Annotated in this window: 22 protein-coding genes and 1 pseudogene; 20 read left to right on the top strand and 3 right to left on the bottom strand. The window is 66.5% G+C overall.

Annotated features, from left to right (window positions below; translation table 11 throughout):
- The 17 genes and pseudogenes from Q8R73_RS23055 to lpxB all read left to right on the top strand — a co-directional run.
- Positions 1-281: pseudogene (locus Q8R73_RS23055) on the top strand (NADH-quinone oxidoreductase subunit M); the annotation flags it as partial.
- Positions 282-285: 4 nt separating this feature from the next.
- Positions 286-1,734, top strand: a complete 1,449-nt coding sequence (gene nuoN / locus Q8R73_RS23050; protein ID WP_305721854.1) for an NADH-quinone oxidoreductase subunit NuoN — start codon at positions 286-288, stop codon at positions 1,732-1,734.
- A 26-nt stretch (positions 1,735-1,760) separates the two neighbouring features.
- The gene (locus tag Q8R73_RS23045) at positions 1,761-2,489 is read left to right on the top strand and encodes a biotin--[acetyl-CoA-carboxylase] ligase (RefSeq protein WP_305721853.1); all 729 of its coding nucleotides are present in this window, start codon (positions 1,761-1,763) and stop codon (positions 2,487-2,489) included.
- Positions 2,489-3,268, top strand: a complete 780-nt coding sequence (locus Q8R73_RS23040) for a type III pantothenate kinase (RefSeq protein WP_305721852.1) — start codon at positions 2,489-2,491, stop codon at positions 3,266-3,268. The genes Q8R73_RS23045 and Q8R73_RS23040 overlap by 1 nt, the downstream gene beginning before the upstream one ends.
- Positions 3,265-4,938, top strand: a complete 1,674-nt coding sequence (locus tag Q8R73_RS23035) for a ribonuclease J (protein WP_305721851.1) — start codon at positions 3,265-3,267, stop codon at positions 4,936-4,938. The genes Q8R73_RS23040 and Q8R73_RS23035 overlap by 4 nt, the downstream gene beginning before the upstream one ends.
- A 75-nt stretch (positions 4,939-5,013) precedes the next feature.
- Positions 5,014-5,754, top strand: a complete 741-nt coding sequence (gene pyrH / locus Q8R73_RS23030; protein WP_305721850.1) for a UMP kinase — start codon at positions 5,014-5,016, stop codon at positions 5,752-5,754.
- 35 nt (positions 5,755-5,789) lie between these two features.
- Positions 5,790-6,347 carry a ribosome recycling factor gene (gene frr / locus Q8R73_RS23025; protein WP_305721849.1) on the top strand — a complete coding sequence of 186 codons (558 nt, stop codon included), beginning with the start codon at positions 5,790-5,792 and terminating at the stop codon, positions 6,345-6,347.
- Between the two features lie 29 nt (positions 6,348-6,376).
- A complete protein-coding gene (uppS, locus tag Q8R73_RS23020) occupies positions 6,377-7,147 on the top strand; it encodes a polyprenyl diphosphate synthase (protein ID WP_305721848.1) in 771 nt (256 codons plus the stop codon).
- Positions 7,147-7,962 (top strand): phosphatidate cytidylyltransferase, encoded by an 816-nt coding sequence (locus tag Q8R73_RS23015; protein WP_304928070.1) that lies wholly within the window; start codon positions 7,147-7,149, stop codon positions 7,960-7,962. The genes uppS and Q8R73_RS23015 overlap by 1 nt, the downstream gene beginning before the upstream one ends.
- Entirely contained in the window at positions 7,959-9,155 is a 1,197-nt protein-coding gene (gene dxr / locus Q8R73_RS23010; protein WP_305721847.1) for a 1-deoxy-D-xylulose-5-phosphate reductoisomerase, read from the top strand. Before Q8R73_RS23015 ends, dxr begins: the two co-directional genes overlap by 4 nt.
- 23 nt (positions 9,156-9,178) lie before the next feature.
- Positions 9,179-10,393, top strand: coding sequence for an RIP metalloprotease (locus Q8R73_RS23005; RefSeq protein ID WP_305721846.1), 1,215 nt, complete (start codon positions 9,179-9,181; stop codon positions 10,391-10,393).
- A 32-nt stretch (positions 10,394-10,425) separates the two neighbouring features.
- On the top strand, positions 10,426-12,915 hold the full coding sequence (gene bamA, locus Q8R73_RS23000) for an outer membrane protein assembly factor BamA (protein ID WP_305721845.1): 2,490 nt from the start codon (positions 10,426-10,428) through the stop codon (positions 12,913-12,915).
- Between the two features lie 127 nt (positions 12,916-13,042).
- Complete coding sequence (lpxD, locus tag Q8R73_RS22995; RefSeq protein WP_305721844.1) at positions 13,043-14,110, top strand: UDP-3-O-(3-hydroxymyristoyl)glucosamine N-acyltransferase; 1,068 nt, start codon at positions 13,043-13,045, stop codon at positions 14,108-14,110.
- A complete protein-coding gene (gene fabZ, locus Q8R73_RS22990; RefSeq protein ID WP_305721843.1) occupies positions 14,107-14,568 on the top strand; it encodes a 3-hydroxyacyl-ACP dehydratase FabZ in 462 nt (153 codons plus the stop codon). Before lpxD ends, fabZ begins: the two co-directional genes overlap by 4 nt.
- A gap of 144 nt (positions 14,569-14,712) precedes the next feature.
- Positions 14,713-15,516, top strand: a complete 804-nt coding sequence (lpxA, locus tag Q8R73_RS22985; RefSeq protein WP_305721842.1) for an acyl-ACP--UDP-N-acetylglucosamine O-acyltransferase — start codon at positions 14,713-14,715, stop codon at positions 15,514-15,516.
- A 24-nt stretch (positions 15,517-15,540) separates the two neighbouring features.
- Positions 15,541-16,398: an LpxI family protein gene (locus Q8R73_RS22980; RefSeq protein WP_305721841.1), complete on the top strand. Its 858-nt coding sequence runs from the start codon at positions 15,541-15,543 to the stop codon at positions 16,396-16,398.
- Positions 16,398-17,594, top strand: coding sequence for a lipid-A-disaccharide synthase (gene lpxB / locus Q8R73_RS22975; RefSeq protein WP_305721855.1), 1,197 nt, complete (start codon positions 16,398-16,400; stop codon positions 17,592-17,594). The genes Q8R73_RS22980 and lpxB overlap by 1 nt, the downstream gene beginning before the upstream one ends.
- A 174-nt stretch (positions 17,595-17,768) precedes the next feature.
- Here lpxB and gltA read toward each other — a convergent pair whose 3' ends face one another.
- Together gltA and gltX are read right to left on the bottom strand one after the other, a co-directional pair.
- The gene (gene gltA, locus Q8R73_RS22970; protein ID WP_305721840.1) at positions 17,769-19,073 is read right to left on the bottom strand and encodes a citrate synthase; all 1,305 of its coding nucleotides are present in this window, start codon (positions 19,071-19,073) and stop codon (positions 17,769-17,771) included.
- Positions 19,074-19,232: 159 nt separating this feature from the next.
- Positions 19,233-20,657 carry a glutamate--tRNA ligase gene (gene gltX, locus Q8R73_RS22965; protein ID WP_305721839.1) on the bottom strand — a complete coding sequence of 475 codons (1,425 nt, stop codon included), beginning with the start codon at positions 20,655-20,657 and terminating at the stop codon, positions 19,233-19,235.
- A 134-nt stretch (positions 20,658-20,791) separates the two neighbouring features.
- On the opposite strand from gltX, the gene Q8R73_RS22960 reads away from it, so the two are divergent.
- Together Q8R73_RS22960 and Q8R73_RS22955 are read left to right on the top strand one after the other, a co-directional pair.
- Positions 20,792-22,474, top strand: a complete 1,683-nt coding sequence (locus tag Q8R73_RS22960) for a glutamine--tRNA ligase/YqeY domain fusion protein (protein ID WP_305721838.1) — start codon at positions 20,792-20,794, stop codon at positions 22,472-22,474.
- 25 nt (positions 22,475-22,499) lie between these two features.
- Positions 22,500-22,883 (top strand): nuclear transport factor 2 family protein, encoded by a 384-nt coding sequence (locus tag Q8R73_RS22955; protein WP_305721837.1) that lies wholly within the window; start codon positions 22,500-22,502, stop codon positions 22,881-22,883.
- An 11-nt stretch (positions 22,884-22,894) separates the two neighbouring features.
- Here Q8R73_RS22955 and Q8R73_RS22950 read toward each other — a convergent pair whose 3' ends face one another.
- On the bottom strand, positions 22,895-23,221 hold the full coding sequence (locus Q8R73_RS22950) for a hypothetical protein (protein WP_305721836.1): 327 nt from the start codon (positions 23,219-23,221) through the stop codon (positions 22,895-22,897).
- Between the two features lie 137 nt (positions 23,222-23,358).
- Here Q8R73_RS22950 and Q8R73_RS22945 point away from each other — a divergent pair, with 137 nt between their 5' ends.
- A complete protein-coding gene (locus tag Q8R73_RS22945) occupies positions 23,359-25,641 on the top strand; it encodes a ComEC/Rec2 family competence protein (protein WP_305721835.1) in 2,283 nt (760 codons plus the stop codon).
- Positions 25,642-25,691 lie beyond the last annotated feature (50 nt).

Genomic DNA, 25,691 nt, shown 5'->3' with positions numbered 1-25,691 from the left:
GCGTCTATCAGGTCTCGACCTGGACCGTGCTGTTCGCGGCCTCCGGGGTGATCTTCTCGGCGGTCTACGCCCTGACGCTGTACCGCAATGTCATGTTCGGCGAGATCACCAATCCGGCGATGAAGGCGATCACCGACATCGACAAGCGCGAACTGCTGATCTTCGCGCCGCTGATCATCGGCACCCTGTGGCTGGGCGTGCAGCCCGGCCTGGTGCTGGACTACACCGCCGCCTCGGTCGAGGCCCTGACTTCCGCCTATAAACTTGCGATCGGCGGGTGAGACGATGATGCCTGATCTTGATTTCGCCCTGCGCCTGTCAGCCCCCGAGAGCACGCTCGCGGTCGGCGGTCTGGTGCTGCTGATGCTCGGCGCCTTCATGGGCGACAAGAGCGCGCGCTTCATCTCCATCCTGTCGGTGGCCCTGCTGGTCGCCGCGACCGCCGTGACCGTGACCGGCCCGCTGGGAACGGCTTTCAACGGCGCCTATGTGGCCGATCCTCTGGCAGTCTATGGCAAGGCCCTGATTTTCCTCTCCAGCGCCGTGGCCATCGTGCTGGGCGACGGCTGGATGCGCCGGGAAAGGATCGCCCGGTTCGAATATCCGATCCTGATCGTCCTGGCGTCAGCCGGGATGGGGATGATGGCCTCGTCCGGCGACCTGATCTCGCTCTACATCGGCATCGAGCTGCATTCGCTGGCCCTCTACGTGCTGGCCGCCTTCCACCGCGACAATCTGAAGGCGTCCGAGGCGGGGCTGAAGTATTTCGTCCTGGGGGCCCTGTCGTCCGGCCTGCTGCTGTATGGCTCCAGCCTGATCTACGGCTTCACTGGTTCGATGCGGTTCGACGAGATCGCCGCCTACGCCGCCGCCAACCCGTCGACCGGCCTGATCTTCGGCCTCGTGTTCCTGATCTGCGGCCTGGCCTTCAAGGTCTCCGCGGCGCCGTTCCACATGTGGACGCCGGACGTCTACGAAGGCGCGCCGACGCCGGTGGTGGCCCTGTTCGCCACCGCGCCCAAGGTCGCCGCCATGGTGCTGATCGCGCGGACTCTGGAAGGCGCCTTCGCCGGATCGCACGACCAGTGGGCCCAGGTGCTGATCCTGATCTCGCTGATCTCGTTCGCCGTCGGCGCCTTCGGCGGTCTGGTGCAGAAGGACATGCAGCGGCTGCTGGCCTATTCCTCGATCGCCAACATCGGCTACGCCCTGCTGGGCATCGCCGTCGGCACCACCCTGGGCGTCCAGGCCATGCTGCTGTTCATGACCCTGTACGTCATCGACCAGTTCGGTTTCTTCGCCCTGATCCTGTCGCTGAACCGGAACGGGCGGCCGATCCGACGCATCGAGGACTTCGCCGGTCTGCGCAAGGACCGTCCGGTCATGGCGCTGGCGCTGACCGTCCTGTCGCTGTCGGTGCTCGGCATGCCGCCGCTGGCCGGCTTCTGGGGCAAATGGGCGATCTTCGGCGCGGCCGCCGAAGCCGGTTACTGGATGGTCGGCGCTGCGGGTCTGGTGGCCTCGGTGGTGGCCGGCTTCTACTATCTGCGCATCATCAAGCTGATGTGGTTCGACCCGGCGCCGGAAGGCGTCGAGCCGATCGACCGCTCGCCGATCGAGGCGAAGACCATCGCCATCGCCGCGGCCCTGTTCTCCTTCCCGCTGGTGATGGTCGCCCTGATGTGGCTGGAGCCGCTGACGCGGGCGGCGGCGGTCGGCTACGGGGCGGGCTGACGGTGGCTTCGGCCGCGCCCGTCCTGTTGCTTGATCATACCGACTCCACCAATGCGGATGCCCGTCGACGGGCCGAGGCCGGCGAGACCGGTCCGCTCTGGATCGTCGCCCGCCGGCAGACGGCCGGACGCGGACGGCGCGGGCGGGCCTGGGAAAGCGACACGGGCAATCTGTTCGCCACCCTGCTGACCAACACGCCGAAGCCGCCGGCGGAGGCCGCGCAGGTGACCTTTATCGCCGCCCTGGCCGTCGCCGACCTGCTGGATACGTATGCGCCGTCGTCGCTGGTGACGATCAAATGGCCCAATGACGTGATGCTGGCCGGCGACAAGGCGGCCGGGGTGCTGGTCGAGTCCGGCGCCCGGGCGGAGGGCGGATTGTGGCTGGCGGTCGGGATCGGGGTCAATCTGGTCCATGCGCCGGACGGAACCGAGCGGCCGGCGACCGCCCTGGTCCATCACCTGCGCGGCGACGTGACCGCCGCCCCTACGGTCGAGAGCGCCGCGGCCCGACTGGCCGAAGCCTTCGACGTCTGGTTGACCCGCTGGGAGACGCTGGGGTTCGAGCCGATTCTCGACGCCTGGCGGGCGCGGACGCCTGGGCTGGACCGTCCCGCCGTGGCCCGGCTGGGCCGTGAGACGGTCGCGGGCGTGGCCGAGGGCGTGGCGCCCGACGGCGCGCTGAAATTGAGGCTGGCGGACGGGTCGCTTCGGCTGATCTCCGCCGGCGATGTCTTCTTCGGGGAGGCCGCGTGATGCTGCTGGCGATCGAGCAGGGCAACACCAATACGCTGTTCGCGGTCCATGACGGGAGCGACTGGATCGCCCAGTGGCGCACCGCCACCGAAAGCAGCCGCACCGCCGACGAATACGCCGTCTGGCTGAGCCAACTTCTGGCCATGCGCGGCCTGTCGATCGGCCAGTTGGATGGCTGCATCATATCCAGCGTGGTGCCGCAGTCGATCTTCAACCTGCGCAACCTGTCGCGACGCTATCTGTCCGTCGAGCCGCTGGTGATCGGCGACAATGTCGATCTAGGCATGACGTCGCGGATCGCCAAACCGAGCGAGGCGGGCGCGGACCGGCTGGTCAACGCCATCGGCGCGCATCTCATGTACCCCGGTGACCTGATCGTCATCGACAGCGGTACGGCCACCACCTTCGACGTCATCGCCGCCGACGGGGCCTTCGAGGGCGGCGCCATCGCCCCCGGCATCAATCTGAGCTTGCAGGCGCTGCACGAGGCGGCGGCCATGCTGCCCCGCATCGCCATCCAGCGGCCGGAACGGGTGATCGGCAAGGACACCGTTTCCAACATGCAGTCCGGCGTCTTCTGGGGCTATGTCGCCCTGATCGAAGGCATGGTCGCGCGCATCAGGGCGGAATGGGGAAAACCCATGACCGTCATCGGCACCGGCGGCGTCGCCTCGCTGTTCGAAGGGGCCACAGAGTCCATCGACCGGTTCGATCCGGACCTGACCATCCGCGGCCTCCTCGAAATCTGGCGGCGGAATACCCATCTCAAGGACCTATGAAAAAGCAAACCAACGACGAACTCGTCTTCCTGCCGCTGGGCGGGTCGGGCGAAATCGGTATGAACCTGAATTTGTACGGCTACGGCCCCGAGGCGAACCGCGAATGGATCGTGGTGGACGTGGGCGTGACCTTCGGCGACCTGTCGACGCCCGGCGTCGATGTGATCGTGCCCGATCCCGCCTTCCTCGAGGGCGAGACGATCCGCGGCATCGTCCTGACCCACGCGCATGAGGACCATATCGGCGCCCTCGGCTGGCTGTGGAGCCGGATGAAGGCGCCGCTGTACGCCACGCCCTTCACCGCCTTCCTGATCCGCGAGAAGCTGCGCGAGGCCGGCATCCTGGACCAGGTCAAGCTGATCGAGGTGCCGCTGGGCGGGAGCATCAATCTGGGGCCGTTCGACGTCACCTTCGTCACCATGACCCACTCGATCGCCGAGCCGAACGGCCTGGCCATCAAGACGGCTCTGGGGACGGTGCTGCACACCGGCGACTGGAAGATCGACGACGACCCCATCATCGGCGGCGTGGTCGACGCAGAGGCCATCACCCGCCTCGGCGACGAAGGCTTGCTCGCCATGGTCTGCGACTCCACCAATGTCTTCGTCGAGGGCGCGGCGGGATCGGAAGGCGGCGTCCGCACCGCCCTGACAGAGCTGATCGGCGGGTTGAAGGGCCGGGTCGCGGTCGGCTGTTTCGCTTCCAACGTCGCGCGCATGGACAGTGTGATCCGCGCCGCCGAGGCGGCAGGTCGCCGCGTGTCGCTGGCGGGACGGTCGATGCACCGCATCACCTCCGCGGCCAAGCACGTCGGCATGATGCAGGACATCAAACCCTTCCTGTCGGAACAGGAGGCCCGCGTCTGGCCGGCCGACGAGATCCTGTATCTTTGCACCGGCAGCCAGGGCGAGGCCCGGGCGGCCCTGTCGCGCGTGGCAGAGGGCGCCCACCCCTACATCAAGCTGAGCAAGGGCGATCACTGCCTGTTCTCTTCGAAGGTCATTCCCGGCAATGAACTGGCGATCGGCCGGCTTCAGGACAAGCTGGCTGATCGCGGCGTGCGCCTCTACACCGACAAGGACCACCCCGGCATCCACGTCTCGGGACACCCGTGCCGCGACGAACTGCGCCAGATGTACGCCTGGGCGCGGCCGAAGATCGCCGTCCCGACCCACGGCATGCGCCGTCACCTGGTCGAGCACGCCAATCTGGCCAGGGATCTGCGCGTGCCGGAGACGGTCACGCCGCGCAACGGCGACATGGTGCGTCTGGCCCCCGGGCCCGCGGCCATCATCGACGAGGTTCCGAGCGGCCGGCTGTATGTCGATGGCGGCCGTCTGGTGACCGAGCAGGGCGAGGCCCTGCACGAGCGCCGTCACGCCTCGACCAATGGCGTGCTGATCGTCAGCTTCGCCATGGACAAGCGTGGCAAGATCGTCAGCGACATCGACGTCCGCGCCATCGGCCTGCCGGGCGACGCCCAATCGCCGCTGGGCGACGCCCTCGACGATCTGGCGGAACGGGCCGAACAGGCGGTGATGAAGCTGAAGGGCGCGGCGTTGGAGGACGAGATGGTCATCGAACAGGCCGTCTCGCGGGCGCTGAAGAAGGCCAGCCAGCAGATCTGGGACCGGCGGCCGATCGTCGAGACGATCATCCTGCGCCTGTGAACAGGGCAGTCAGGCCTTTGAACCGGCGGGTTCGCTTCCTATAAGGAGCCGAATCCGCCACCCCAAGGACGACCCATGCCCGACGCCCCGCCCGAGTTTCTCTACAAGCGCGTCCTGCTGAAGGTCTCGGGCGAGGTGCTGATGGGCGATCAGGCCTACGGCATCGACATGAAGACCGTGGCCGGCGTGGCCCAGGCCGTGGCCGACGTGGCCCGCGAGGGCGTCGAGATATGCCTGGTCATTGGCGGCGGCAACATCTTCCGCGGACTGAGCAAGGCCGCCGGGGACATGGAGCGGGCCACCGCCGACTATATGGGCATGCTGGCGACCGTCATGAACGCCCTGGCGATGCAGGCCGCGCTCGAGAAGATCGGCGTCCAGACCCGGGTTCAGAGCGCCCTGACCATGAACGCCGTGGCCGAACCCTATGTGCGCCGCCGGGCCCTGCGCCACCTCGAGAAGGGGCGGGTGGTGATTTTCGCCGCCGGCGTCGGCGCGCCCTTCTTCACCACCGACTCGGGCGCCGCGCTGCGCGCCGCCGAGATGGGCTGCGACGCCCTGCTGAAGGGCACCAGCGTGGACGGCGTCTACACCGCCGACCCCAAGAAGGACCCGACCGCGACGCGCTACGAGACCCTGACCTATCACGATGTGCTGGCCAGGGACCTGAAGGTCATGGACGCCTCGGCCATCGCCCTGATGCGTGACTCAGGCATTCCGATCGTGGTCTTCTCGATCCGGGAAGACAATTCGCTGCGTCGGACGTTGACGGGGGAGGGGACGTTCACCGTCATCTCGTCCAACAAGGCCGCCTGAGCCGCCAAAGCCAAGAAAACGCGAGAGAAACGACCATGGCCAAGCCTGATCTGAAGACCTACCGCGAGCGGATGGACAAGTCCGTGGCCGCCCTGAAGGAAGAGTTCAACGGCCTGCGCACCGGCCGCGCCAACGTCGGCCTGCTGGATCCCGTTCAGGTCCAGGCCTACGGCTCCAACGCGCCGCTGAACTCGGTCGCCGCCATCAGCGTGCCCGAGCCACGCATGATCTCGGTCAATGTCTGGGACAAGTCGATGGTCGGGCCGGTCGAGAAGGCCATCCGCGCCGCCGGCCTGGGGCTGAACCCCATCGTCGACGGCCAGACCCTGCGTATTCCTGTGCCGGCCCTGACCGAGGAGCGCCGCAAGGACCTGGCCAAACTGGCCGGCAAATACACCGAGCAGCAGAAGATCGCCGTCCGCAACGTCCGCCGCGACGCCAACGAGGACCTCAAAAAGGCCGAAAAGGCCGGCGAGATCAGCCAGGACGAGCAGAAGAAGATGGAGAACGAAGTCCAGAAGGACACGGACGCGGCGATCAAACGCATCGACGAGGCCTTGAGGGCCAAGGAAGTTGAGATCATGCAGGTTTGACGGCGCGATTTGCCGTAGGATAAGCGCCGATGCCCGCCGAATCCCACCTTTCCGCCGCGTCAAGCGACGGGCCGCGCCACGTCGCCCTGATCATGGACGGCAATGGCCGCTGGGCCGAGGCGCGCGGCCTGCCGCGAGCCATGGGTCACCGCGAGGGCGTGCAGGCGCTGAAGCGCACGGTCGAGGCCGCGCCCCGGCTCGGCATCCGCTGCCTGACGGTGTTCGGCTTCTCGACCGAAAACTGGAGTCGGCCGGCGGAAGAAGTCTCCGATCTCATGGGGTTGGTCCGCTCCTATGTCGCCAGCGACCTCAAGCGGCTGGAGCGCGCGGGCGTGCGGGTTCGGGTGCTGGGCCGCCGCGCCGGCCTGCCCGACGACATCATCGCGATCATCGATCGGGCCGAGGCGACGACGGCGCACAACGACAAATTCCTGCTTCAGGTCGCCTTCAACTACGGCGGCCGGGCCGACATCGTCGATGCGGCCCGGCGGCATGTCGATGCCGTGCTGGCGGGTCGGGCGACCGGCCCGCTGGATGAGGAGTCGCTCGGTCTCGGTCTGTCCACCGCGGGCGCGCCGCCGGTCGATGTGATCGTCCGCACCTCGGGCGAGCATCGGCTGTCAAACTTCCTGTTGTGGGAGGCCGCCTATGCCGAACTGGTCTATCAGGACGTGCTCTGGCCCGACTACGGGGCCGAAGGTCTGGCGGACGCTGTCGCGCAGTATCGCAACCGCGACCGCCGGTTCGGCGGTCGGGCCCCGCTCGCCGAGGCCGCCGCGCCCGCCCTTGCGGCCGGCTGATGGCGTTCAAGGCCGGTGACATAGGCCTGAGGGCCGCTTCGGCCATCGTGCTGGCGCCCGCGGCGGTTCTGGCCATCTGGGCCGGCGGTCTGTGGTTCCTGGCCCTGATGCTGCTCGCCTGCACCCTGCTGGCGGTGGAATGGGCGATGATGAGCGCGGCCGGGGCCTGGCGGGTGATGGCGGGCGCGGTGGCCTTCGGCCTCGTCGCCGGTGTGGTGGCGGCCCACGCCCAACAGTTGTCGCTGGCCCTGGTCATGCTGGTCTTCGGCGCGGTGGCGGCCGGCCTGTTCGCGCGCAATCGCGGGCAGGAGGCGCTGGATGCCGCCTATGGCGTGCTCTACCTCGGCTGGCCGGCGGTGCTGCTGATCTGGCTGAGGGATGTCGATACGGCGACGGGCCTGGCCTGGACGGTGTCAGCCTTCGTCATCGCCTGGGCGGCGGACATCATGGCCTATCTGGTCGGCAGCCTGGTCGGCGGACCCAAGCTGTGGCCGCGCTTCTCTCCCAACAAGACCTGGTCCGGTTTCATCGGCGGCCTCGCCGCGGGCACGGCCGCGGGCGCGGCGCTGGCGGCGTTTCTGCACATGGGCATCGGTCCGCTGTGGGGCGCGGCCCTCGGACTGGCCGCGGCGCTGGCGACCATGGGCGGCGATCTTTGGGAGTCGGCCCTCAAACGGCGCTATGGCGTCAAGGACGCGGGCAAGTTGATCCCCGGGCATGGCGGCCTGCTCGACCGCGTCGACGGATTGATGTTCGCCGTGGTGGTGGTGGCCGCCGGGCGGCTGATCGTCGGCCTGCTGGGCGCGGGCGCATGATCCGGCGGCGCGTCTCCGTGCTGGGCTCGACAGGTTCGGTCGGCTGTTCGACTCTGGAGCTGATGGATCAGGCCGAGGCGGCCGGAACCGGCGTCTTCGAGGTCGAGGCCCTGACCGGGGGCGCCAATATCACGCGGCTGGCCGAACAGGCCCGTCGATGGAAGCCGAAGCTCGCCGTCACGGCCGATCCCGCCCGGATGAATGAGTTGCGTGACGCGCTGCAAGGAACCGGCGTCGAAGCGGCTGCCGGGGACCAGGCGGTGATCGAGGCGGCGGCCCGGCCCGTCGACTGGATCATGGCCGCCATCGTCGGCGCCGCCGGACTGCGCTCGGCCTGGGCCGCCGCCGCGACCGGCGCGACCCTGGCGCTGGCGAACAAGGAAAGTCTGGTTTGTTGCGGCCCGGCTCTGATCGACCGGGTCCGGCGGCACGGCGGACGCCTGATTCCCGTTGATTCCGAACATTCGGCCATCCATCAGGTCTTCCCGCACGATGCGCCTCACCGGGTCGGGAAACTGGTCCTGACCGCCTCCGGTGGGCCGTTCCGCTCCACCCCGCGCGAGGCCCTGGGGTCGATCACGCCGGAACAGGCCGTGGCCCATCCCAACTGGAGCATGGGCGCCAAGATCTCGGTCGACAGCGCGACCATGGCCAACAAGGGGCTGGAGGCGATCGAGGCGGCCTATCTGTTCGACATGCCGGCCGAGCGGATTGAGATCGTCGTCCATCCCGAGTCGATCATCCACAGCCTGGTCGAATACATCGATGGCTCGACCCTGGCCCAAATGGGGCCTCCGGACATGAAGACGCCGATCGCCTATGCGCTGGCCTGGCCGGACCGGATCGCATGGAAGGCCCCGCGGCTCGATCTCGCCGCCCTCGGCCGGCTGACCTTCGAGGCCCCGGACGAGGACCGGTTCCCGGCCCTGAAACTCGCGCGAGAGGCGTTACAGGCGGGCGGTACGGCGCCCATCGTGTTCAATGCCGCCAACGAGGTCGCGGCCCTCGCCTTCCTTGACCGTCGACTGGGCTTTCTCAATATTGCCGCAGTCGTCGCCGACACCTTGTCGCGCGTAACGGCCTCGGGGGTGGATTCCGGTTCCGACTGTGCTTGCGACGCGGCCCTGGCCGTGGATGCGCAGGCGCGGCGGATGGCGGAATCGATCATCCGCGGCATCGCGGCGGCAGCCTGAATGGCGAAGGGACCGATATCGGCATGACGGGATTTCTCGGTCAGGCGCTGCTCTACATCGTACCCTTCCTGCTGGTGCTGACCTTCATCGTCACCATTCATGAACTGGGCCATTTCCTCGTCGCCCGCGCCTTCGGCGTGAAGGTCGACCGGTTCTCCATCGGCTTCGGCAGGACCATCGTCGCGCGGACCGACAGACATGGCACGGAATGGCGACTCGCGTGGTTGCCGCTGGGCGGCTACGTCAAATTTTCCGGTGATCTCGACCCCTCCAGCGTGCCGGACCAGGCCGGCCTGGCCGAACTGAAGCAGCGGGTGATCGCCGAAAATGGCCCCGGCGCCGAGCGCGACTATTTCCATTTCAAGCCGATCTGGCAGCGGGCGTTGATCGTCGCCGCGGGGCCGGCGGCGAATTTCGCGCTTTCGATCGCCCTGTTCGCTCTGATCTTCGGTTTTCTTGGCTCGACCCTGATCCCCGCCCGCGTGCAGTCGGTCATGCCGGATTCTCCGGCCGCCGCCGCAGGCTTCATGCCCGGGGACCTGATTACGGCGGTCAACGGACGCATCATTCGCGACAGCCAGGATGTGACGCGCAAGGTGATGCTGAGCGCGGGGGATTCGCTCCGCTTCACCGTCAATCGTGACGACCGCGCCATAGTGCTGCTCGCCACCCCGGTCCGCAGGGTCGAAGACGATGAGATCGCCGGCCGCATCAATGTCGGCCGGATCGGCCTGAGCCTGCTGCCCGAACCCGGCGAGGCCCGGATCGTTCGCTATAATCCCGTCGAGGCCGTCGGCAAGGGTTTCGGCATGACCGGCGAGGTCCTCGGCACCACAATGAGCTATCTCGGCCGCATCGTCAGCGGCAAGGAGTCCGGCGATATGCTGAGCGGCCCGCTGGGAATCGCCAAGGCCGCCGGCGGGGTCACGAAGCAGGCGGCGTCCGCGACGGCCGACCCGGGATTCCAGGCGCTCAACGTCGCCACGACCCTCGTCTATTTCGCCGCCATAGTTTCGATCGGAATTGGCTTTCTAAACCTGTTGCCGATACCGGTTCTCGACGGAGGCCACCTGCTGTTCTACGGCTATGAAGCCGTGGCGCGCAGGCCAGTCCCCGCCCGGGTTCAGGAGATCGGCTACCGGGTCGGTCTTGCTTTGCTTGCGGGATTGATGTTGTTCGCCACCTGGAACGACCTGCAGAAGCTGAGCCTGTTCAAATTCCTCGGCGGGTTCGCATGACGAGCCGACGCCAGCCCCCGATGGTTTCCCGAATGATCCGACAACATGCCTCCGCCCTCCGTTTTGCCCGGGCCCTGAGCCCCAGCCTGCTGGCCCTTGCGGTCGCCGCGGGGCTGGCGACGCCAGCGCTGGCCCAGGCGCCGGTTCCGGGGGTCCAGCCAGGTGCGCCGGCCGAGGCCGCGCCCGCGCCGGACGCCGCGCCCGAGGAGCAGCGCCTCACCATCAATCGCATTCTGGTGCGCGGCAACCAGCGCATCGACCAGACCACGGTCCTGTCCTACCTGCCGATCCAGCCCGGAGACACGGTCGATGCTTCGGTTCTGGACGTGGCGGTCCGCACCCTGACCCGCACGCAGTTGTTCGCCGACGTCCAGTTGGGCATCCAACCCAATGGGGACCTGATCGTCGAGATCGTCGAGAACCCCATCATCAACCAGGTGGTGTTCGAGGGGAACGGCGCGATCAGCGAGGCCAAGCTTCGCGAGGAAGTCACTCTCCGGCCGCGCGGAATCTACACCCGGGCGCGGATCCAGGAAGACGTTGGCAAGATCGTCGAACTGTACCGCCTGTCGGGCCGCATCTCGGCCACCGTCACCCCCAAGATCGTCCAGCTGGAGCAGAACCGCGTCGACGTGGTGTTCGAGATCGACGAAGGCCCGGAAACCGGCGTCCGCTCCATCACCTTCCTGGGCAACAGCGCCTTCTCCGACAGTGATCTGCGGGGCGTGATGGTCACCGAACAGTCGGCCTGGTGGCGTCTGTTCACGACCAACGACAACTACGACCCCAATCGGCTCGACTATGACCGCGAGCAGCTGCGGAAATTCTACACCAATCGCGGCTACTACGATTTCCGGGTCCTGTCGGCGATCTCGGAACTGGCGCCGGATGACCGCGCCTTCGCCATCACCCTGACCGTTGAAGAGGGCGACCGCTACAATTTCGGGGACATCAACATCGTCACCGAAAACGACCGGCTGAATCCCGATTTCCTGAAGCTGCTGCTGCCGATCAGGAGCGGCGACCTCTACGAGAGCGACAAGATTGAGTCCGCGGTCGACGCCCTGACCTTCGCGGCCGGCTCCGCGGGCTACGCCTTTGTCGAGATCGAGCCGAACTATAGCGCCAATCCCGAAACCGACACCGTCGATGTCACCTTCAACATCAAGGAAGGTCAGCGGGTCTACGTCGACCGGATCAACATCATCGGCAACACCCGCACCCTGGACAACGTCGTCCGCCGCGAAATGATGCTGACCGAGGGCGACGCCTTCAACCGGACCCTGCTGGAGCGGTCGCGCAACAATCTGCGCGCCCTGGGCTTCTTCAAGGACGTCACCGTCGCTGAGGGCCGCGGCTCGGCGCCGGACCGGTCCGTGGTCAATGTCACCGTCACCGAACAACCCACCGGCGAACTGTCGGTCGGGGCCGGTTTCAGTTCCGTCGACGCCTTCGTCGTCAACCTCGGAATCACCGAGCGGAACTTCCGCGGCCGGGGCCAGAACGTGGTCGCGCGCCTCGAGTGGGGCTCGTTGCGGCAACAAATCGACTTCCGCTTCACCGAGCCAAAATTCCTCGGCCGCGATCTGCGCGCCGGCTTCGACGCCTTCCACTCGCGTTACGACCTCAGCGAATATTCATCGTATGACTACCGCTCGACCGGCGGCGGGGTGCGGGTATCCTATCCGCTCAACGGCTATACGCTGTTCAGCACCCGCTACTTCCTGAAGAGCGACGAGATCATTGTGCCCCAAGGCTATTGCGGGGCAGGCGGCGGCGCCAACGCCCTGTGCGATCAGGTCGGTTCGTTCCTGAACTCTTCGGCGGGCTACACCCTGCTGGTCGACCGTCGCAACGACCCGATCCGCCCGACCCGCGGCTGGAGCGGCAGCCTGCGTCAGGACTTCGCCGGCGTCGGCGGCGACGTCAGCTATCTGAAGAGCGCGATCGACCTGAAATACTACACGCCGCTGGTTGCCGACATCGTCGGGTTGATCCACGCCCAGGCCGGCATGCTCAACCAGATCGGCAACAGCGAATTGCGGATGCTCGATCATTTCCAGATGGGTTCCAATCTGGTACGCGGCTTTGCGCCCAACGGCATCGGCCCGCGCGATATCAACCCCTATGGCACCAGCGACTCGCTCGGCGGCAGCAAATATTGGGGCATTTCGGCGGAGCTGCAGATGCCGTTCTGGTTCCTGCCGAAGGAAGTCGGACTCAAGGGCTCGGTCTATGCCGATGCCGGCGGGCTCTACGACTACAAGGGACCGACGTCGTGGGCCTTTACCAACGAAGTCAATGCGCCCGGCTGTGTTCAGGGGACGACCATTCCGCTTCCGCCGGGATCCTGTACCGGACTGGTGTATGACAATGGCAATGTCGTTCGCTCCTCGGTCGGTGTCGGCCTGATCTGGGCATCGCCGTTCGGTCCGCTGCGGATCGACTACGCGATCCCGTTGACCAAGGGGAAGTTCGACCGCGTCCAGGAATTCAAGTTTGGCGGCGGGACATCGTTCTAAAGGCGTCTTCGAGCGAAGCGGTTTCCGGTTCGCGTGAAGAAGGCGTGTCAACACAGAGACAGACCCGGTTGTGATTGATCAGAACCGGGGCTCGCGTTCGATCACCGGCCGGACCGCGACGGGTGGAATGGCACAACCGACATTTTCCAGACAACCGCCGTCATCGACGCTGGCCGTACTCGCCGCGTTGACGAAAGCGCATCTCGTCGATCCGTCCCGCGCTGGCCAGGAGGTCAGGGGACTGGCTTCGCTCGAGGAAGCCGGCCCGATGCATCTGGCGTTCTTCGACAACCTGAAATATGCCGACCAGCTCGCTTCGACGAGGGCCGGGGCGTGCCTCGTCAGCGCGCGTTTCGAGGCCAGCGTGCCCTCCCATGTCGCGGTCCTGCGCGCGGCGCAGCCGTTCCGAGAATTCGTCACCATCGCCCGGGAACTGTACCGCGACGCCCTTCGCCCGCAATCCTGGTTCGGCATTGCCGGCATCGCCCCCTCCGCCGTGATCGATCCGACGGCGCACCTGGAAGACGGCGTGATCGTCGATCCCCTGGCGGTGATCGGCCCCGGCGTCGAAATAGGCTCCGGCACGGTGATCGGCGCGGCTGCGGTGATCGGCGCCAATGTCCGGATCGGACGGGACTGCAATGTCGGCGCGCATACCGCGATCCAGTCCGCGCTGGTCGGCAACAACGTCCTGATCCATCCCGGCTGCAGCATCGGGCAGGACGGCTACGGGTTCGTCTTCTTCGGTCCGGGGGGCCACCAGAAAGTGCCGCAGACCGGCCGGGTCGTGATCCAGAACGACGTCGAGGTCGGCGCCGGCACCACCATCGACCGCGGCAGCCTGCGCGATACCGTGATCGGCGAGGGCACGAAAATCGACAATCAGGTCCAGATCGGCCACAATGTGACGATCGGCAGGCATTGCCTGCTGGCCGCCCAGATTGGGCTGGCGGGCAGCCTGACGATTGGCGACAATGTGGCGCTGGGCGCCAAGGTGGGGATCAACAATCATCTCAAGATCGGCGACGGAGCCCAGGTCACGGCGATGAGTGCGGTCAAGGATGACATTCCGGCCAATGGACGCTGGGGTGGCCATTTTGCCAAGCCGACGAGGCAGTGGTTCCGGGAGATCGTGGCAGTGGAGCGTCTGGTGCGCGATGGCGCGGCCGATCCGAAGGGCGAGGGGCGGGAATGACGGAGGCGGCCGCAGTCAGGTTTGCGCTGGTGGATATCAATGAGATCCTCAAGACGCTGCCGCATCGTTTTCCGATGTTGCTGATCGACAAGGTAATCAATATCCGGACCGATTACTCGGGCACCGGCATCAAGAACGTCACCTTCAACGAGCCGCCGTTTCAGGGGCACTTTCCCGACCGCCCGGTCTATCCCGGCGTGATGATGATCGAAGCCATGGCGCAGACCGCCGGCGTGATCGGCATCAAGTCGGTCGAGGGTACCGAAAAGCCGCGCGCGGTTTATTTTCTCACCATCGACAAGTGCAAGTTCCGCAAGCCGGTGATGCCCGGCGATACCATCGAATACCACATGCGCAGCATCGGCCGCCGCAAGACCATGTGGTGGTTTCACGGCGACGCCATCGTCAACGGCGTCACCGTCGCCGAGGCCGACGTCGGCGCGATGCTGACCGACTGACTCGGTCGGAAGGCGCGCGCGTCGCCGATGCCGGCGTGCCGAAACACCTGGTAACGATACGTCACTGGACAGTTCCGGGATGTCGCGCTAACCACCGGAAAACCTTACACATTAGTCCCGCCTTTGGCTGATACCGGACCCTCGATGAGCATGATCGATCCCACCGCGCGGATTGAGGATGGCGCTGTGATCGGCGAGGGCACCACGATCGGTCCCTATTGCGTGATCGGGCCCGACGTCGTGATCGGCGCCAACTGCAGGCTGGTCGCGCATGTCTATGTCACCGCGCAGACCACGATCGGCGACGGCTGCACGGTCTATCCGTTCGTCTCGCTGGGTACGCCGCCGCAATCCCTGGCCTGGCGCGGCGAACAGACAAAACTCCAGATCGGCCAGGGCTGCACCATCCGGGAGCAGTCGACCATGAGCGCCGGGACGGTGGCCGGAGGCGGCGTCACCCGCGTCGGGGATCGCGGCTACTTCATGAATTGCAGCCATGTCGGCCATGACTGCGTGGTCGGCAACGACGTGATCTTCGCGACCTCGGCGACGCTGGGCGGCCATTGCGAGATCGGCGATTTCGTTTTCATGGGCGGCCTTTCGGCGGTGCATCAGTTCGGCCGCGTCGGCTCGCAGGTAATGGTCAGCGCGCTCACCGCGGTACGCGGCGACATAATCCCGTACGGCCTTGCCAACGGCCAGTTCGCCCATCTTTCGGGTCTCAACATCGTCGGCATGAAGCGCCGCAAGTTCAGCCGCGAGCGACTGGCCAGGGTTCGGTCATTCTATCTGAAGCTGTTTCACGGCCCCGGAGTCTTTGCCGAGCGTCTCGATGAGGCGCGGCATATGGCGGACGCCGATCCCGCCATTGCGGAAATCCTCGACTTCATCGATGCCGGGAAACATCGCGAGTTGTGTCAGCCGCTGAAGGCCGGCAAGGCGACTTGATGTCGAAGGCACCGGGGGCAAGCCATGACGAATGAGGCTTTGCTGGTTTCTTCGCCGGTCGGAGTGATCGCGGCCGGCGGCGTCATGCCGTTCGCGGTGGCGGACTCGCTGATCGCGCGCGGTATCGATCCCGTGCTGTTCGCGCTGAAGGGCGCTTGCGATCCGGTACGGGTCGTGCGCTTTCGCCATCACTGGATTTCGGTCGGCCAGGTCGGCCGGGCGATGAAGTTGTTTCGCAGCGAGAACTGCCGCGACCTGGTGTTCATCGGCACCTTGGTGCGGCCGGCGCTGTCGGAGATCCGGCTGGACTGGACCACCGTTCGCATGCTCGGCCGGGTGTGGGCGGCGTTCCGCGGCGGCGATGATCATCTGCTGTCAGGGATCGGCCGGATTCTCGAACAGGACGGCTTTCGCATGGTCGGGATCAAGGACGTCGCCCCGGATCTCTTGATGCCCGAGGGATGCGTCACCCGCACCGCGCCGGATGACAAGGCCAAAGCCGACATCGCGCGCGGGCGCGAGGTGCTGCGGGCGCTGAGCCCGTTCGACATCGGCCAGGCCACCATCGTGATCGACGGCCATGTGGTCGCTGTGGAAGACATCGAGGGCACCGATGGCCTGCTGGCGCGGGTGGCGCGGCTGCGCGGCGAGGGCCGGATCCGCGCCAGGGCGCCGCGCGGCGTGCTGGTGAAGGCGCCGAAGAGCGGTCAGGATTTGCGCTTCGATCTGCCGACCATCGGTCCGCGCACGATCGAGCGCGCGACCGAGGCCGGCCTTGCCGGCATTGCCATCGTCGCCGGCCATACCATCGTGGTCGAGCCGCAGGCCATGATCGCGGCCGCCGATGCGGCGGGCCTGTTCGTGACGGGTTTGCCCGCGTGATCCCGCCACGAGCAACCGCCGATGTCGTGCGCAAGATATTCCTGATCGCAACCGAGGAGTCCGGCGACCGGCTCGGCGCCAGCCTGATGAAGGTGCTGCGCCAGCGGCTCGGCGGCGCCGTCCGCTTCGAGGGCGTCGGCGGCCGGGCGATGGCGCGCGAGGGCCTGGTGTCGCTGTTTCCGATCGAGCAACTGTCGATCATGGGCTTCGCGGCCGTGGTGAAGCAACTGCCGATGCTCCTGCGGCGCATCGATGAAACCGCCACCGCGGCGACGCAGGCATCGCCCGACGTGCTCGTCATCATCGACAGCCCCGATTTCACCCACCGCGTCGCGCGCCGCGTCCGCGCCAGCGATCCCGCGATCCCGATCGTCAACTACGTCTCGCCCTCGGTCTGGGCCTGGCGACCCGGCCGCGCACGGGCCATGACAGCCTACGTCGACCAGGTGCTGGCGCTGCTGCCGTTCGAGCCAGAGGAGTATCGCAAACTGCGCGGCCCGCCCTGCAGCTATGTCGGTCATCCCCTGATCGAACAGATCGGAACGTTGCGGCCCGGAGCCGACGAGCAGAAGCGCCGCGACCAGGCCCCGCCGGTGCTGCTGGTGCTGCCGGGCAGCCGCCGCAGCGAGGTCCGGCATCACATGGCGGTGTTCGGCGCGGCGCTCGGCCTGCTGCAAGGCGAGGGCGTGGCGTTCGAACTGGTGCTGCCGACCATGCCGCATCTGGCCGATGCGGTGCGCGAGGGTGCCGCCAGCTGGCCGGTGCAGCCTGCAATCGTGATCGGCGAGACCGAGAAGCGCGCCGCGTTCCGGATCGCGCGTGCGGCGCTGGCGAAGTCAGGCACCGTGACGCTGGAACTGGCGCTGGCGGGGGTGCCGATGGTGACGGCCTATCGCACCGGCGCGATCGAGGCCTGGATCATGCTGCGGATGATCAAGGTCCCCTCGGTGATCCTCGCCAACCTCGTGATCGGCGACAATGTCGTGCCGGAATTTTTGCAGGCCGACTGCACGCCGGAGAATTTGGCACGCGCGCTGCGCGACGTGCTCCAGGAGTCGCCGCTGCGGCAGCGACAAGTCGATGCCTTTGCGAAAATCGACGCGATCATGTCGACCGGCAACGCGACGCCGAGCACGCGCGCGGCGGATATCGTGCTGGCGACGATGCGGAAGAAGCGGGGTTTAGTAAAATCGTAGGGTGGGCAAAGGCGCGCTTGCGCCGTGCCCACCATCTATCATAACCGGGGCTTTGAATGACGGGCACGCCATCGGCGCGCATTCGCGCACCGTTGGCTTTACCCACCCTACGATCCAAACGCAAAAGCCGGATGCGACCGCATCCGGCTTTCAGAATCTCTAAACGCCTGCGCGCTACTTGCGCTTGTCGATCGGGACGTAATCGCGGCGGGCGACGCCGGTGTAGAGCTGGCGCGGGCGGCCGATCTTCTGCTGCGGGTCCTCGATCATCTCGCTCCACTGGCTGATCCAGCCGACGGTGCGGGCGACCGCGAACAGCACGGTGAACATCGATGTCGGGAATCCCATCGCCTTCAGCGTGATGCCCGAATAGAAGTCGACGTTCGGATAGAGCTTGCGGTCGATGAAATACTGGTCGCTCAGCGCGATCTTTTCCAGCTCCAGCGCGACCTTCAGCATCGGATCGTCGCCGTGGCCGGTTTCCGCCAGCACCGCGTGACACATCTTCTGCATGATCTTTGCGCGCGGATCGTAGTTCTTGTAGACGCGGTGGCCGAATCCCATCAGCCGGACTTCGCTGTTCTTGTCCTTCACCTGCTTGATGAAATCCGGAATCTTGTCGACGGTGCCGATGTCGGCGAGCATGGCCAGCGCCGCTTCATTGGCGCCGCCATGCGCCGGGCCCCACAGGCAGGCGATGCCGGCGGCGATGCAGGCGAACGGATTGGCGCCGGAGGAGCCGGCGATGCGTACCGTAGAGGTCGAGGCGTTCTGCTCGTGGTCGGCATGCAGGATGAAGATCTTGTCGAGCGCGTCGGCCAGCACCGGATTGATCTTGTAGTCCTCGCAGGGCACCGCGAAGCACATGTGCAGGAAGTTCTCGGCGAAGGAGAGCGAGTTCTTCGGATACATGAAGGGCTGGCCGATGGTGTATTTGAAGGCCATCGCCGCCAGCGTCGGGACTTTTGCGATCATCCGCATCGACGCGATCATGCGCTGCTGCGGATCGTTGATGTCGGTGGAGTCGTGATAGAACGCGGCCAGCGCGCCGACCGCCGCCACCATGATCGCCATCGGATGGGCGTCGCGGCGGAAGCCCTGGAAGAAGCGGGCCATCTGCTCGTGGACCATGGTATGATGGATCACGCGATGGTCGAAATCGGCCTTCTTGGCCGGGGTCGGCAATTCGCCGTAGAGCAGCAGGTAGCAGGTTTCGAGGAAGTCGCCTTGTTCCGCCAACTGCTCGATCGGGTAGCCGCGGTATTCCAGGATTCCGGCATCGCCGTCGATATAGGTGATCTTGGACTGGCAACTGCCGGTCGAGGTAAAGCCGGGATCGTAGGTGAACATGCCGGCCTGGGCGTAAAGCTTGGCGATGTCGATGACATCGGGCCCGACGGTGCCGCTCAAAATCGGGAAATCGAAGCTCTTGTTGCCGACGGTCAGCGTTGCGGATTTCTTGTTGGAAGTTGCGTCCATCGTGTAGTCCCCGATGAGATCGTTGCGGAAACCGGCGGCCGAGGGCGCCAAAACGTGATGGCTGGCGCGGGAAACCGGTTATTCTGGCAGTACCTCGGAAAGGGGTATCTTATTGCTGTTTGCACTGCAAGGCGGCCACCGCGGCCCTGCATTACCACCTTATGCGGGGGTCTGGTCGCCGAGCCGGGCCAGGCATTCCTCGCGTCCCAGCACCGCCAGCACGTCGAAAATTCCCGGCGACGTGGTGCGGCCGGTCAATGCTACCCGGAGCGGCTGCGCCACCGCGCCGAGCTTGAGGCCGCCAGCATCGGCGAATGCGCGCATCGCAGCTTCGGTTGTCTCGGCAGTCCACGGCGAAACCGGCTCAAGCGCGGCCTTGAGCCTGCCGATCAGCGCGCGGTTTTCCGGCGTCAGCAGCGCCGCCGCCTTGGGCTCGACCTCGAGCGGGCGGTCGGCGAAGATGAAATAGGCGCTGTCGATCAGTTCGATCAGCGTCTTGGCGCGCTCCTTCAGGCTCGGCATCGCCTGCAGCAATTGTGCCCGCGTGGTGTCGTTGAGCTTGGCCTTGAGGCTGGAACGATCCGGCACATGATCCAGCACGTCCTCGAACATGGTGACCAGCTCGGCATCCCCGGCGTGGCGGATATAGTGGCCGTTGAGGTTTTCCAGCTTGGCGAAGTCGAACCGCGCCGCCGAGCGGCCGATCCCCTGGAGGTCGAAGGCGTCGATCATTTCCCGGGTGGAGAATATCTCCTGGTCGCCATGGCTCCAGCCGAGCCTGACCAGATAATTGCGCAGCGCCGCCGGCAAATAGCCGAGCGAGCGGTAGGCATCCACCCCCAGCGCACCATGACGTTTCGAAAGTTTCGAGCCGTCGGGGCCGTGGATCAGGGGGATGTGCGACATGCTCGGGATGTCCCATCCCAGCGCGTCGTAGATCTGCTTCTGGCGCGCGGCGTTGATCAGGTGATCGTCGCCCCGGATCACATGGGTGACGCCCATGTCGTGGTCGTCGACCACCACCGCGAGCATGTAGGTCGGATTGCCGTCGCCGCGCAGCAGCACGAGGTCGTCGAGGTTCTCGTTCTGCCAGACCACGCGGCCCTGGACCTGGTCCTCGATCACGGTCTCGCCCGACAGCGGCGCCTTCAGGCGGATCGTGGGCTTGATGCCTTCGGGCGCCTGCTTCGGATCGCGGTCACGCCACAATCCGTCATAAAGGCGGGTGCGGCCCTCGGCGCGGGCCTTCTCGCGCATGGCCGTGAGTTCCTCTGACGTCGCGTAGCAGCGATAGGCCTTGCCGGCGGCGAGCAGCGATTCCGCCACTTCGCGGTGGCGGCCCGCGCGGGTGAACTGGTAAACGACGTCGCCGTCCCAATCGAGCCCGAGCCATTTCATGCCGTCCAGGATGGCCGCGATCGCGGGTTCGGTCGAGCGCTCGCGGTCGGTGTCCTCGATCCGCAGCAGCATCCTGCCGCCGTGCTTTTTGGCGTACAGCCAGTTGAACAGCGCCGTGCGGGCGCCGCCGATGTGGAGAAAACCGGTGGGCGAGGGGGCAAAGCGGGTGACGACGGAATCGGTCATACCAACAGCATTTCGGGGACAATAAGGGGTTGCGCGGAGCGCGCTGGTGTATAGCAGGATCGGTGCATAACTAAAGCCTTCCTTGGAAGGTGCGGATTTGGCAGAAGGTCCGCTGAATCCGGACGGGAACCAGCATGACAGCAGAAACAATGGCGGCGGATACAGGCCGCGATTTCATCCGCGATATCGTCCAGGCCGACCTCGACGCCGGGAAATATCGCGAGATCGTGACGCGCTTCCCGCCGGAGCCGAACGGCTATCTGCATATCGGCCATGCCAAGTCGATTGCCCTCAATTTCGGCATCGCCCGGGAATTCGCCGGCCGCTGCCACCTGCGCTTCGACGACACAAACCCGACCAGGGAAGAGCAGGAATATATCGATTCGATTCAGGCTGATGTGCGCTGGCTCGGCTACGATTGGGGAGCCGACCTGTATTATGCATCTGACTATTTCGAGCGGCTGTATGAGTGGGCCGAGGGCCTGATCCGGGCCGGCCACGCCTATGTCGACGACCAGTCGCAGGAGGAGATCCGCGTCAAACGCGGCACGCTGACCGAGCCCGGCAAGAACAGCCCGTTCCGCGACCGCTCGGTGGAGGAGAACCTCGATCTTTTCCGCCGCATGAAGGCGGGCGAGTTTCCCAATGGCACCCGGGTGCTGCGCGCCAAGATCGACATGGCCTCCGGCAATATCAACCTGCGCGATCCCGTGCTCTACCGCATCCTGCACGCTCACCATCCGCGCACCGGCGACGCCTGGTCGATCTATCCGAGCTACGACTACGCCCACGGCCAGTCCGACGCGATCGAGGGCATCACGCATTCGATCTGCACGCTGGAATTCGAGGACCATCGGCCGCTCTACGAATGGCTGCTCGACAAGCTGCCGGTGCCCTCGAAGCCGCGGCAGTACGAATTCGCCCGGCTCAACCTGACCTACACGCTGCTGTCGAAGCGGGTGCTGACCGAACTGGTGCGCGGCGGCCATGTCGCCGGCTGGGACGATCCGCGGATGCCGACCATCGCGGGGCTGAAGCGGCGCGGCGTGCCGCCGGCGGCGATCCGCGAATTCATCAAGCGGATCGGTGTCGCCAAGGCCAACAGCGTGGTCGATGTCGGCATGCTGGAATTCTGCATCCGCGAGGATCTCAACAGGTCGTCGCTGCGCCGCATGGCGGTGCTGCGGCCGCTCAAGGTCGTGATCGAGAATTATCCTGAAGGCGCGGGCGAAGAGCTGGAAGCCGTCAACCATCCGGACGATCCCGCCGCGGGCTCCCGAAAGATCGCTTTCGGCCGCGAGCTCTACATCGAGCGCGACGATTTCATGGAGAATCCGCCGAAGAAGTTCTTCCGGCTGTCGCCCGGCACCGAGGTGCGGCTGCGCTATGCCTATTTCATCAAATGCACCGAGGTCATCAAGGACGCGGCCGGCGAGGTGATCGAGCTGCGCTGTACCTATGATCCCGCCACAAAAGGCGGCAACGCGCCCGACGGCCGCAAGGTGAAAGCGACCATGCACTGGCTGTCGGCGGCAAGCTCGCTGCCTGCCGAGATCCGCATCTACAATCCGCTGTTCGCAAAGCCCAATCCGGATGCCGGCAATTTTGCCGCCGACCTCAATCCGCAGTCGCTCGAAGTGCTGACCGATGCGCGGATCGAGCCGGCGATCGCCGCGAGCAATTCGACGGATGTGGTACAGTTCGAGCGGCAGGGCTATTTCGTCCGCGATGCGGATTCGACCGCGGACCATCCGGTATTCACCCGCACCATCGGCCTGCGCGATACGTTTGCCAAGGAAGTCGGCGGCAAGGGCTGACGCTAACTGATTGAGGGAACATCCCATGGCAAGCGCCGCCGACGATGTTGCATCCGACCTGATGTCGCGATGGGCGGAGTGTTTCGGCAGATTCGATGCCGAGGCCCAGGCATCGCTCTATTCGAGGCACGCGTTGTTCTTCGGCTCGAACCCGACGCTGTACCGGGGTCGTGACGGCGTGAGAGCCTATTTCGAGGCTCTGCCGAAATGGGATTCACGCGCCGTCCGCTTTACGGATATCAGCACGGCGCAGGTCAATCCCGATCTGGTCAACTTCGCCGCCATTGCCTGGTTCGACGTCGACGGCGCGCCAAGGCTGTCGGTCAAGATCACCTGGGTGATCGTCCGCGAAGACGGCGACTGGAAGATCGTCAGCCACCACGTCTCGCCGAAGGCGCCGCTGATCTAGCGGCGGCTGTCTCAGCAATAGCCGTAGAACCCGCAGACATAGGGCAGCCGCGCGCCGTCGGTGTCGTACGGACCGCCATAATACGGGCCGGGATAATAGAACGACCACGACGAGCCGTAATTGTAGTTGCCCCGGTTCCATGGCGGGTTCGGCAACAGGTTGTAGGGAATGATCGGCGGCTCGTCCCGGACGGGCTGCACCACCACGATCCGCGGCGCGACGGCAGGCTCGGCAAAGATCGCGCCGAGCCGGCTCTGGGTCGACAGATCGGCGGCATCGGTGGGCATCGCGCTGGCCGCGAGCGCGACGAAAACGGAAAGTGTGATCCTGTGCGGCATGGCCGGGCCCCGGTTGATTCGGGAATCCTAGCCGCAGGATGGTTAGCAAAGGTTAAGGATTCTGCATCCGTTCCGCTTTCCGGCGAATGACGGCTTCCGATAGCCTCGACCCCGTTGGTAATCGCAGGGCGTACCCGATGGCGGAGCGGGGCAGGGCTCGGACCCAGGGTTTTGCCGGCACCTGGCCGCCGCGCGGGGCGACGCAGGCCGGCGGCCTCGCGCCGTCACACCTCACGGCATGGCCGTCGATCGTCGACAAGCTGCGGGCCTGGCTCCGCGCCGAGGCCGGCGCCGGGCGGCTGCTGCCCTGGGTGCCGGTCGCCTTCGGCGCCGGGATCGCCGGCTACTTTGCCGCCGAGCGCGAGCCGGTCCTGCCGGTGGCCGCGGCCGCGGCGATCGTGCTTGGCGCGGCGGCGTCGCTGCTGCGGCGACACAAGGTGTTTCCGCTTCTCGTGATGGTGGCCGCCGTGGCCGCCGGTTTTGCCATCGCGACCTGGAAGACCGCGCGGGTCGCGCATGGCGTGCTGGCGCGGCCGATCTATGCGGTGTCGATGTCGGGCTTCGTCGAGACGCGCGACATCCGCGCGCGCACCGACCGCTTCGTCCTGCGCGTCGTCGCAATGGAGAGCCCGCGCGGCCCGACGAGACTGGAGCGGGTGCGGCTGTCGGTGCGCAAGGGCACCGCGCCCGCCGTCGGCAGTTTCGTCGAATTGAAGGCGCGCCTGCTGCCGCCGCTGGGGCCGCTGCGGCCGGGCGCCTACGATTTCGGCCGCGACATGTATTTTGCGGGCATCGGCGCCTCCGGTTTCGTGATGGGAAGCATCAAGACCGCACCGCCGCCCGACACCGGCGGCTGGTCGCTGCGCTATGCCGCCTTGATGCAGGGCCTGCGCGATGCGATCGACGCGCGCATCGGCGCCGTGCTGGACGGCGACCGCCGCGCCATCGCCACCGCGCTGCTGACCGGGCGCCGCGACGCCATCACGGCGCCGGTCAACGATGCGATGTTCGTTTCCGGCCTTGGCCATGTGCTGTCGATCTCGGGCTATCACATGGCGGTCGTCGCCGGCGTGGTGTTCTTCGCGGTGCGCGCGCTGCTGGCGCTGATCCCGCCGCTCACCGTCGGTTATCCGATCAAGAAATGGTCTGCGGCCGCGGCATTGCTCGCCGCCGCCTTCTATCTGCTGCTGTCCGGCGCCGAGGTCGCCACCCAGCGCTCGTTCTTCATGACCGCGGTGGTGCTGATCGCCATCATGGTCGACCGCCGCGCGGTGACGTTCCGCACCCTGGCGGTGGCGGCGATGATCGTGCTTTCGATCGCGCCGGAAGCGCTGGTGCATCCGAGCTTCCAGATGTCGTTCGCGGCGACGCTGGGCCTCGTGGCGCTGATCCAGATCGGCATGCCGCATCTGTTCTCCGCACCCGACAATTCCGCCACCGCGCGGATGGCGCTGTGGGGCGGCCGCGAAATCGCGATGTTGGCGCTGGCCTCGCTGGTGGCGGGGCTCGCCACCATGCCCTATGCCGCCTTTCACTTTCACCGCGTGACGCCGTATGGCGTGCTCGCCAATTTGGCGGCGATGCCGGTGGTCTCGGCGCTGGTGATGCCGGCGGGGCTGCTTGGCATGGTGGCGATGCCGTTCGGGTTCGACGGCTTGTTCTGGAAGGTGATGGGCTGGGGCATCGACTGGATGATCGCGGTGGCGCAATGGGTCGCCGCATTGCCGGGCTCGATTGGCCGCGTGGCGGCGTTCGGCACCGGACCGCTGATCGCGGCGAGCATCGGCATCATCCTGCTCGGGCTGTTGCGCACGCCGCTGCGCTGGAGCGGGGCGGCAGCCCTGCTGGGGGCTGTGGTCTGGGCGCTGGCGACGCCGCAGCCGGATATCCTGATTTCCGCCGACGGCCACACCGTCGGCGTCCGCGGCCGCGACGGCCGCCTGCATCTGATCGGCAGCGCCAGAGGAAGCACCAGGGACAGTTTCCTGCTGCGGGAGTGGCTGGCGGCCGACGCCGACGGCAGGCTCACGGCCGATCCCTCCCTCTCCGGGGGCGTGTCATGCGACCAGGCCGGCTGCGTCGCGCCGCTGGCCGATGGCGGGCTGGTCGCACTGGCGCAGCGGCCGGATGCGCTGGCGGACGATTGCGCGCGTGCGGCGCTGCTGGTGACCACGCGACCGGCGCCGGCGGACTGCGGCGCGCACGTGGTCGACCGGGAACGCCTGCAGCGGCATGGTGCGCTGGCGCTGCGGCGAAGCCCCGGCGGCTTTACGGTCGACGCGGTCAGGCCGCGCGGCGTCGACCGGCCGTGGTCGCCGGCGGTGGATGGGGTGGAGGGCGAAGCCGGCGTGAGGCGACCGGCGGCGCTACGTGCGGTGGATGCGACGCCGTCGGAAGCCGATTGGCAGGCGGAGGATTAGGGACGCGGCGCCGATCTAGTCGCCGTGCGGGTGATCGTCGACGGGATCAC

The sequence above is a fragment of the Bradyrhizobium sp. genome (assembly GCF_030697065.1).
Classification (GTDB): Bacteria; Pseudomonadota; Alphaproteobacteria; order Rhizobiales; family Xanthobacteraceae; genus Bradyrhizobium.
The sequence above is the reverse complement of the archived record's forward strand: the minus strand, read 5'-3'. Positions and strand labels throughout refer to the sequence as shown.

Coding starts and splice junctions, on each gene's coding strand:
- dxr (WP_305721847.1), top strand. CDS start 7,959: ATGATCCGGCGGCGCGTCTCCGTGCTGGGCTCGACAGGTTCGGTCGGC.
- gltX (WP_305721839.1), bottom strand. CDS start 20,657: ATGACCGATTCCGTCGTCACCCGCTTTGCCCCCTCGCCCACCGGTTTT.
- Q8R73_RS23005 (WP_305721846.1), top strand. CDS start 9,179: ATGACGGGATTTCTCGGTCAGGCGCTGCTCTACATCGTACCCTTCCTG.
- Q8R73_RS22945 (WP_305721835.1), top strand. CDS start 23,359: ATGGCGGAGCGGGGCAGGGCTCGGACCCAGGGTTTTGCCGGCACCTGG.
- Q8R73_RS22950 (WP_305721836.1), bottom strand. CDS start 23,221: ATGCCGCACAGGATCACACTTTCCGTTTTCGTCGCGCTCGCGGCCAGC.
- uppS (WP_305721848.1), top strand. CDS start 6,377: ATGCCCGCCGAATCCCACCTTTCCGCCGCGTCAAGCGACGGGCCGCGC.
- Q8R73_RS23040 (WP_305721852.1), top strand. CDS start 2,489: ATGCTGCTGGCGATCGAGCAGGGCAACACCAATACGCTGTTCGCGGTC.
- gltA (WP_305721840.1), bottom strand. CDS start 19,073: ATGGACGCAACTTCCAACAAGAAATCCGCAACGCTGACCGTCGGCAAC.
- nuoN (WP_305721854.1), top strand. CDS start 286: ATGATGCCTGATCTTGATTTCGCCCTGCGCCTGTCAGCCCCCGAGAGC.
- Q8R73_RS23015 (WP_304928070.1), top strand. CDS start 7,147: ATGGCGTTCAAGGCCGGTGACATAGGCCTGAGGGCCGCTTCGGCCATC.
- pyrH (WP_305721850.1), top strand. CDS start 5,014: ATGCCCGACGCCCCGCCCGAGTTTCTCTACAAGCGCGTCCTGCTGAAG.
- Q8R73_RS22980 (WP_305721841.1), top strand. CDS start 15,541: ATGACGAATGAGGCTTTGCTGGTTTCTTCGCCGGTCGGAGTGATCGCG.
- frr (WP_305721849.1), top strand. CDS start 5,790: ATGGCCAAGCCTGATCTGAAGACCTACCGCGAGCGGATGGACAAGTCC.
- Q8R73_RS22955 (WP_305721837.1), top strand. CDS start 22,500: ATGGCAAGCGCCGCCGACGATGTTGCATCCGACCTGATGTCGCGATGG.
- Q8R73_RS23035 (WP_305721851.1), top strand. CDS start 3,265: ATGAAAAAGCAAACCAACGACGAACTCGTCTTCCTGCCGCTGGGCGGG.
- lpxA (WP_305721842.1), top strand. CDS start 14,713: ATGAGCATGATCGATCCCACCGCGCGGATTGAGGATGGCGCTGTGATC.
- Q8R73_RS22960 (WP_305721838.1), top strand. CDS start 20,792: ATGACAGCAGAAACAATGGCGGCGGATACAGGCCGCGATTTCATCCGC.
- lpxD (WP_305721844.1), top strand. CDS start 13,043: ATGGCACAACCGACATTTTCCAGACAACCGCCGTCATCGACGCTGGCC.
- bamA (WP_305721845.1), top strand. CDS start 10,426: ATGATCCGACAACATGCCTCCGCCCTCCGTTTTGCCCGGGCCCTGAGC.
- fabZ (WP_305721843.1), top strand. CDS start 14,107: ATGACGGAGGCGGCCGCAGTCAGGTTTGCGCTGGTGGATATCAATGAG.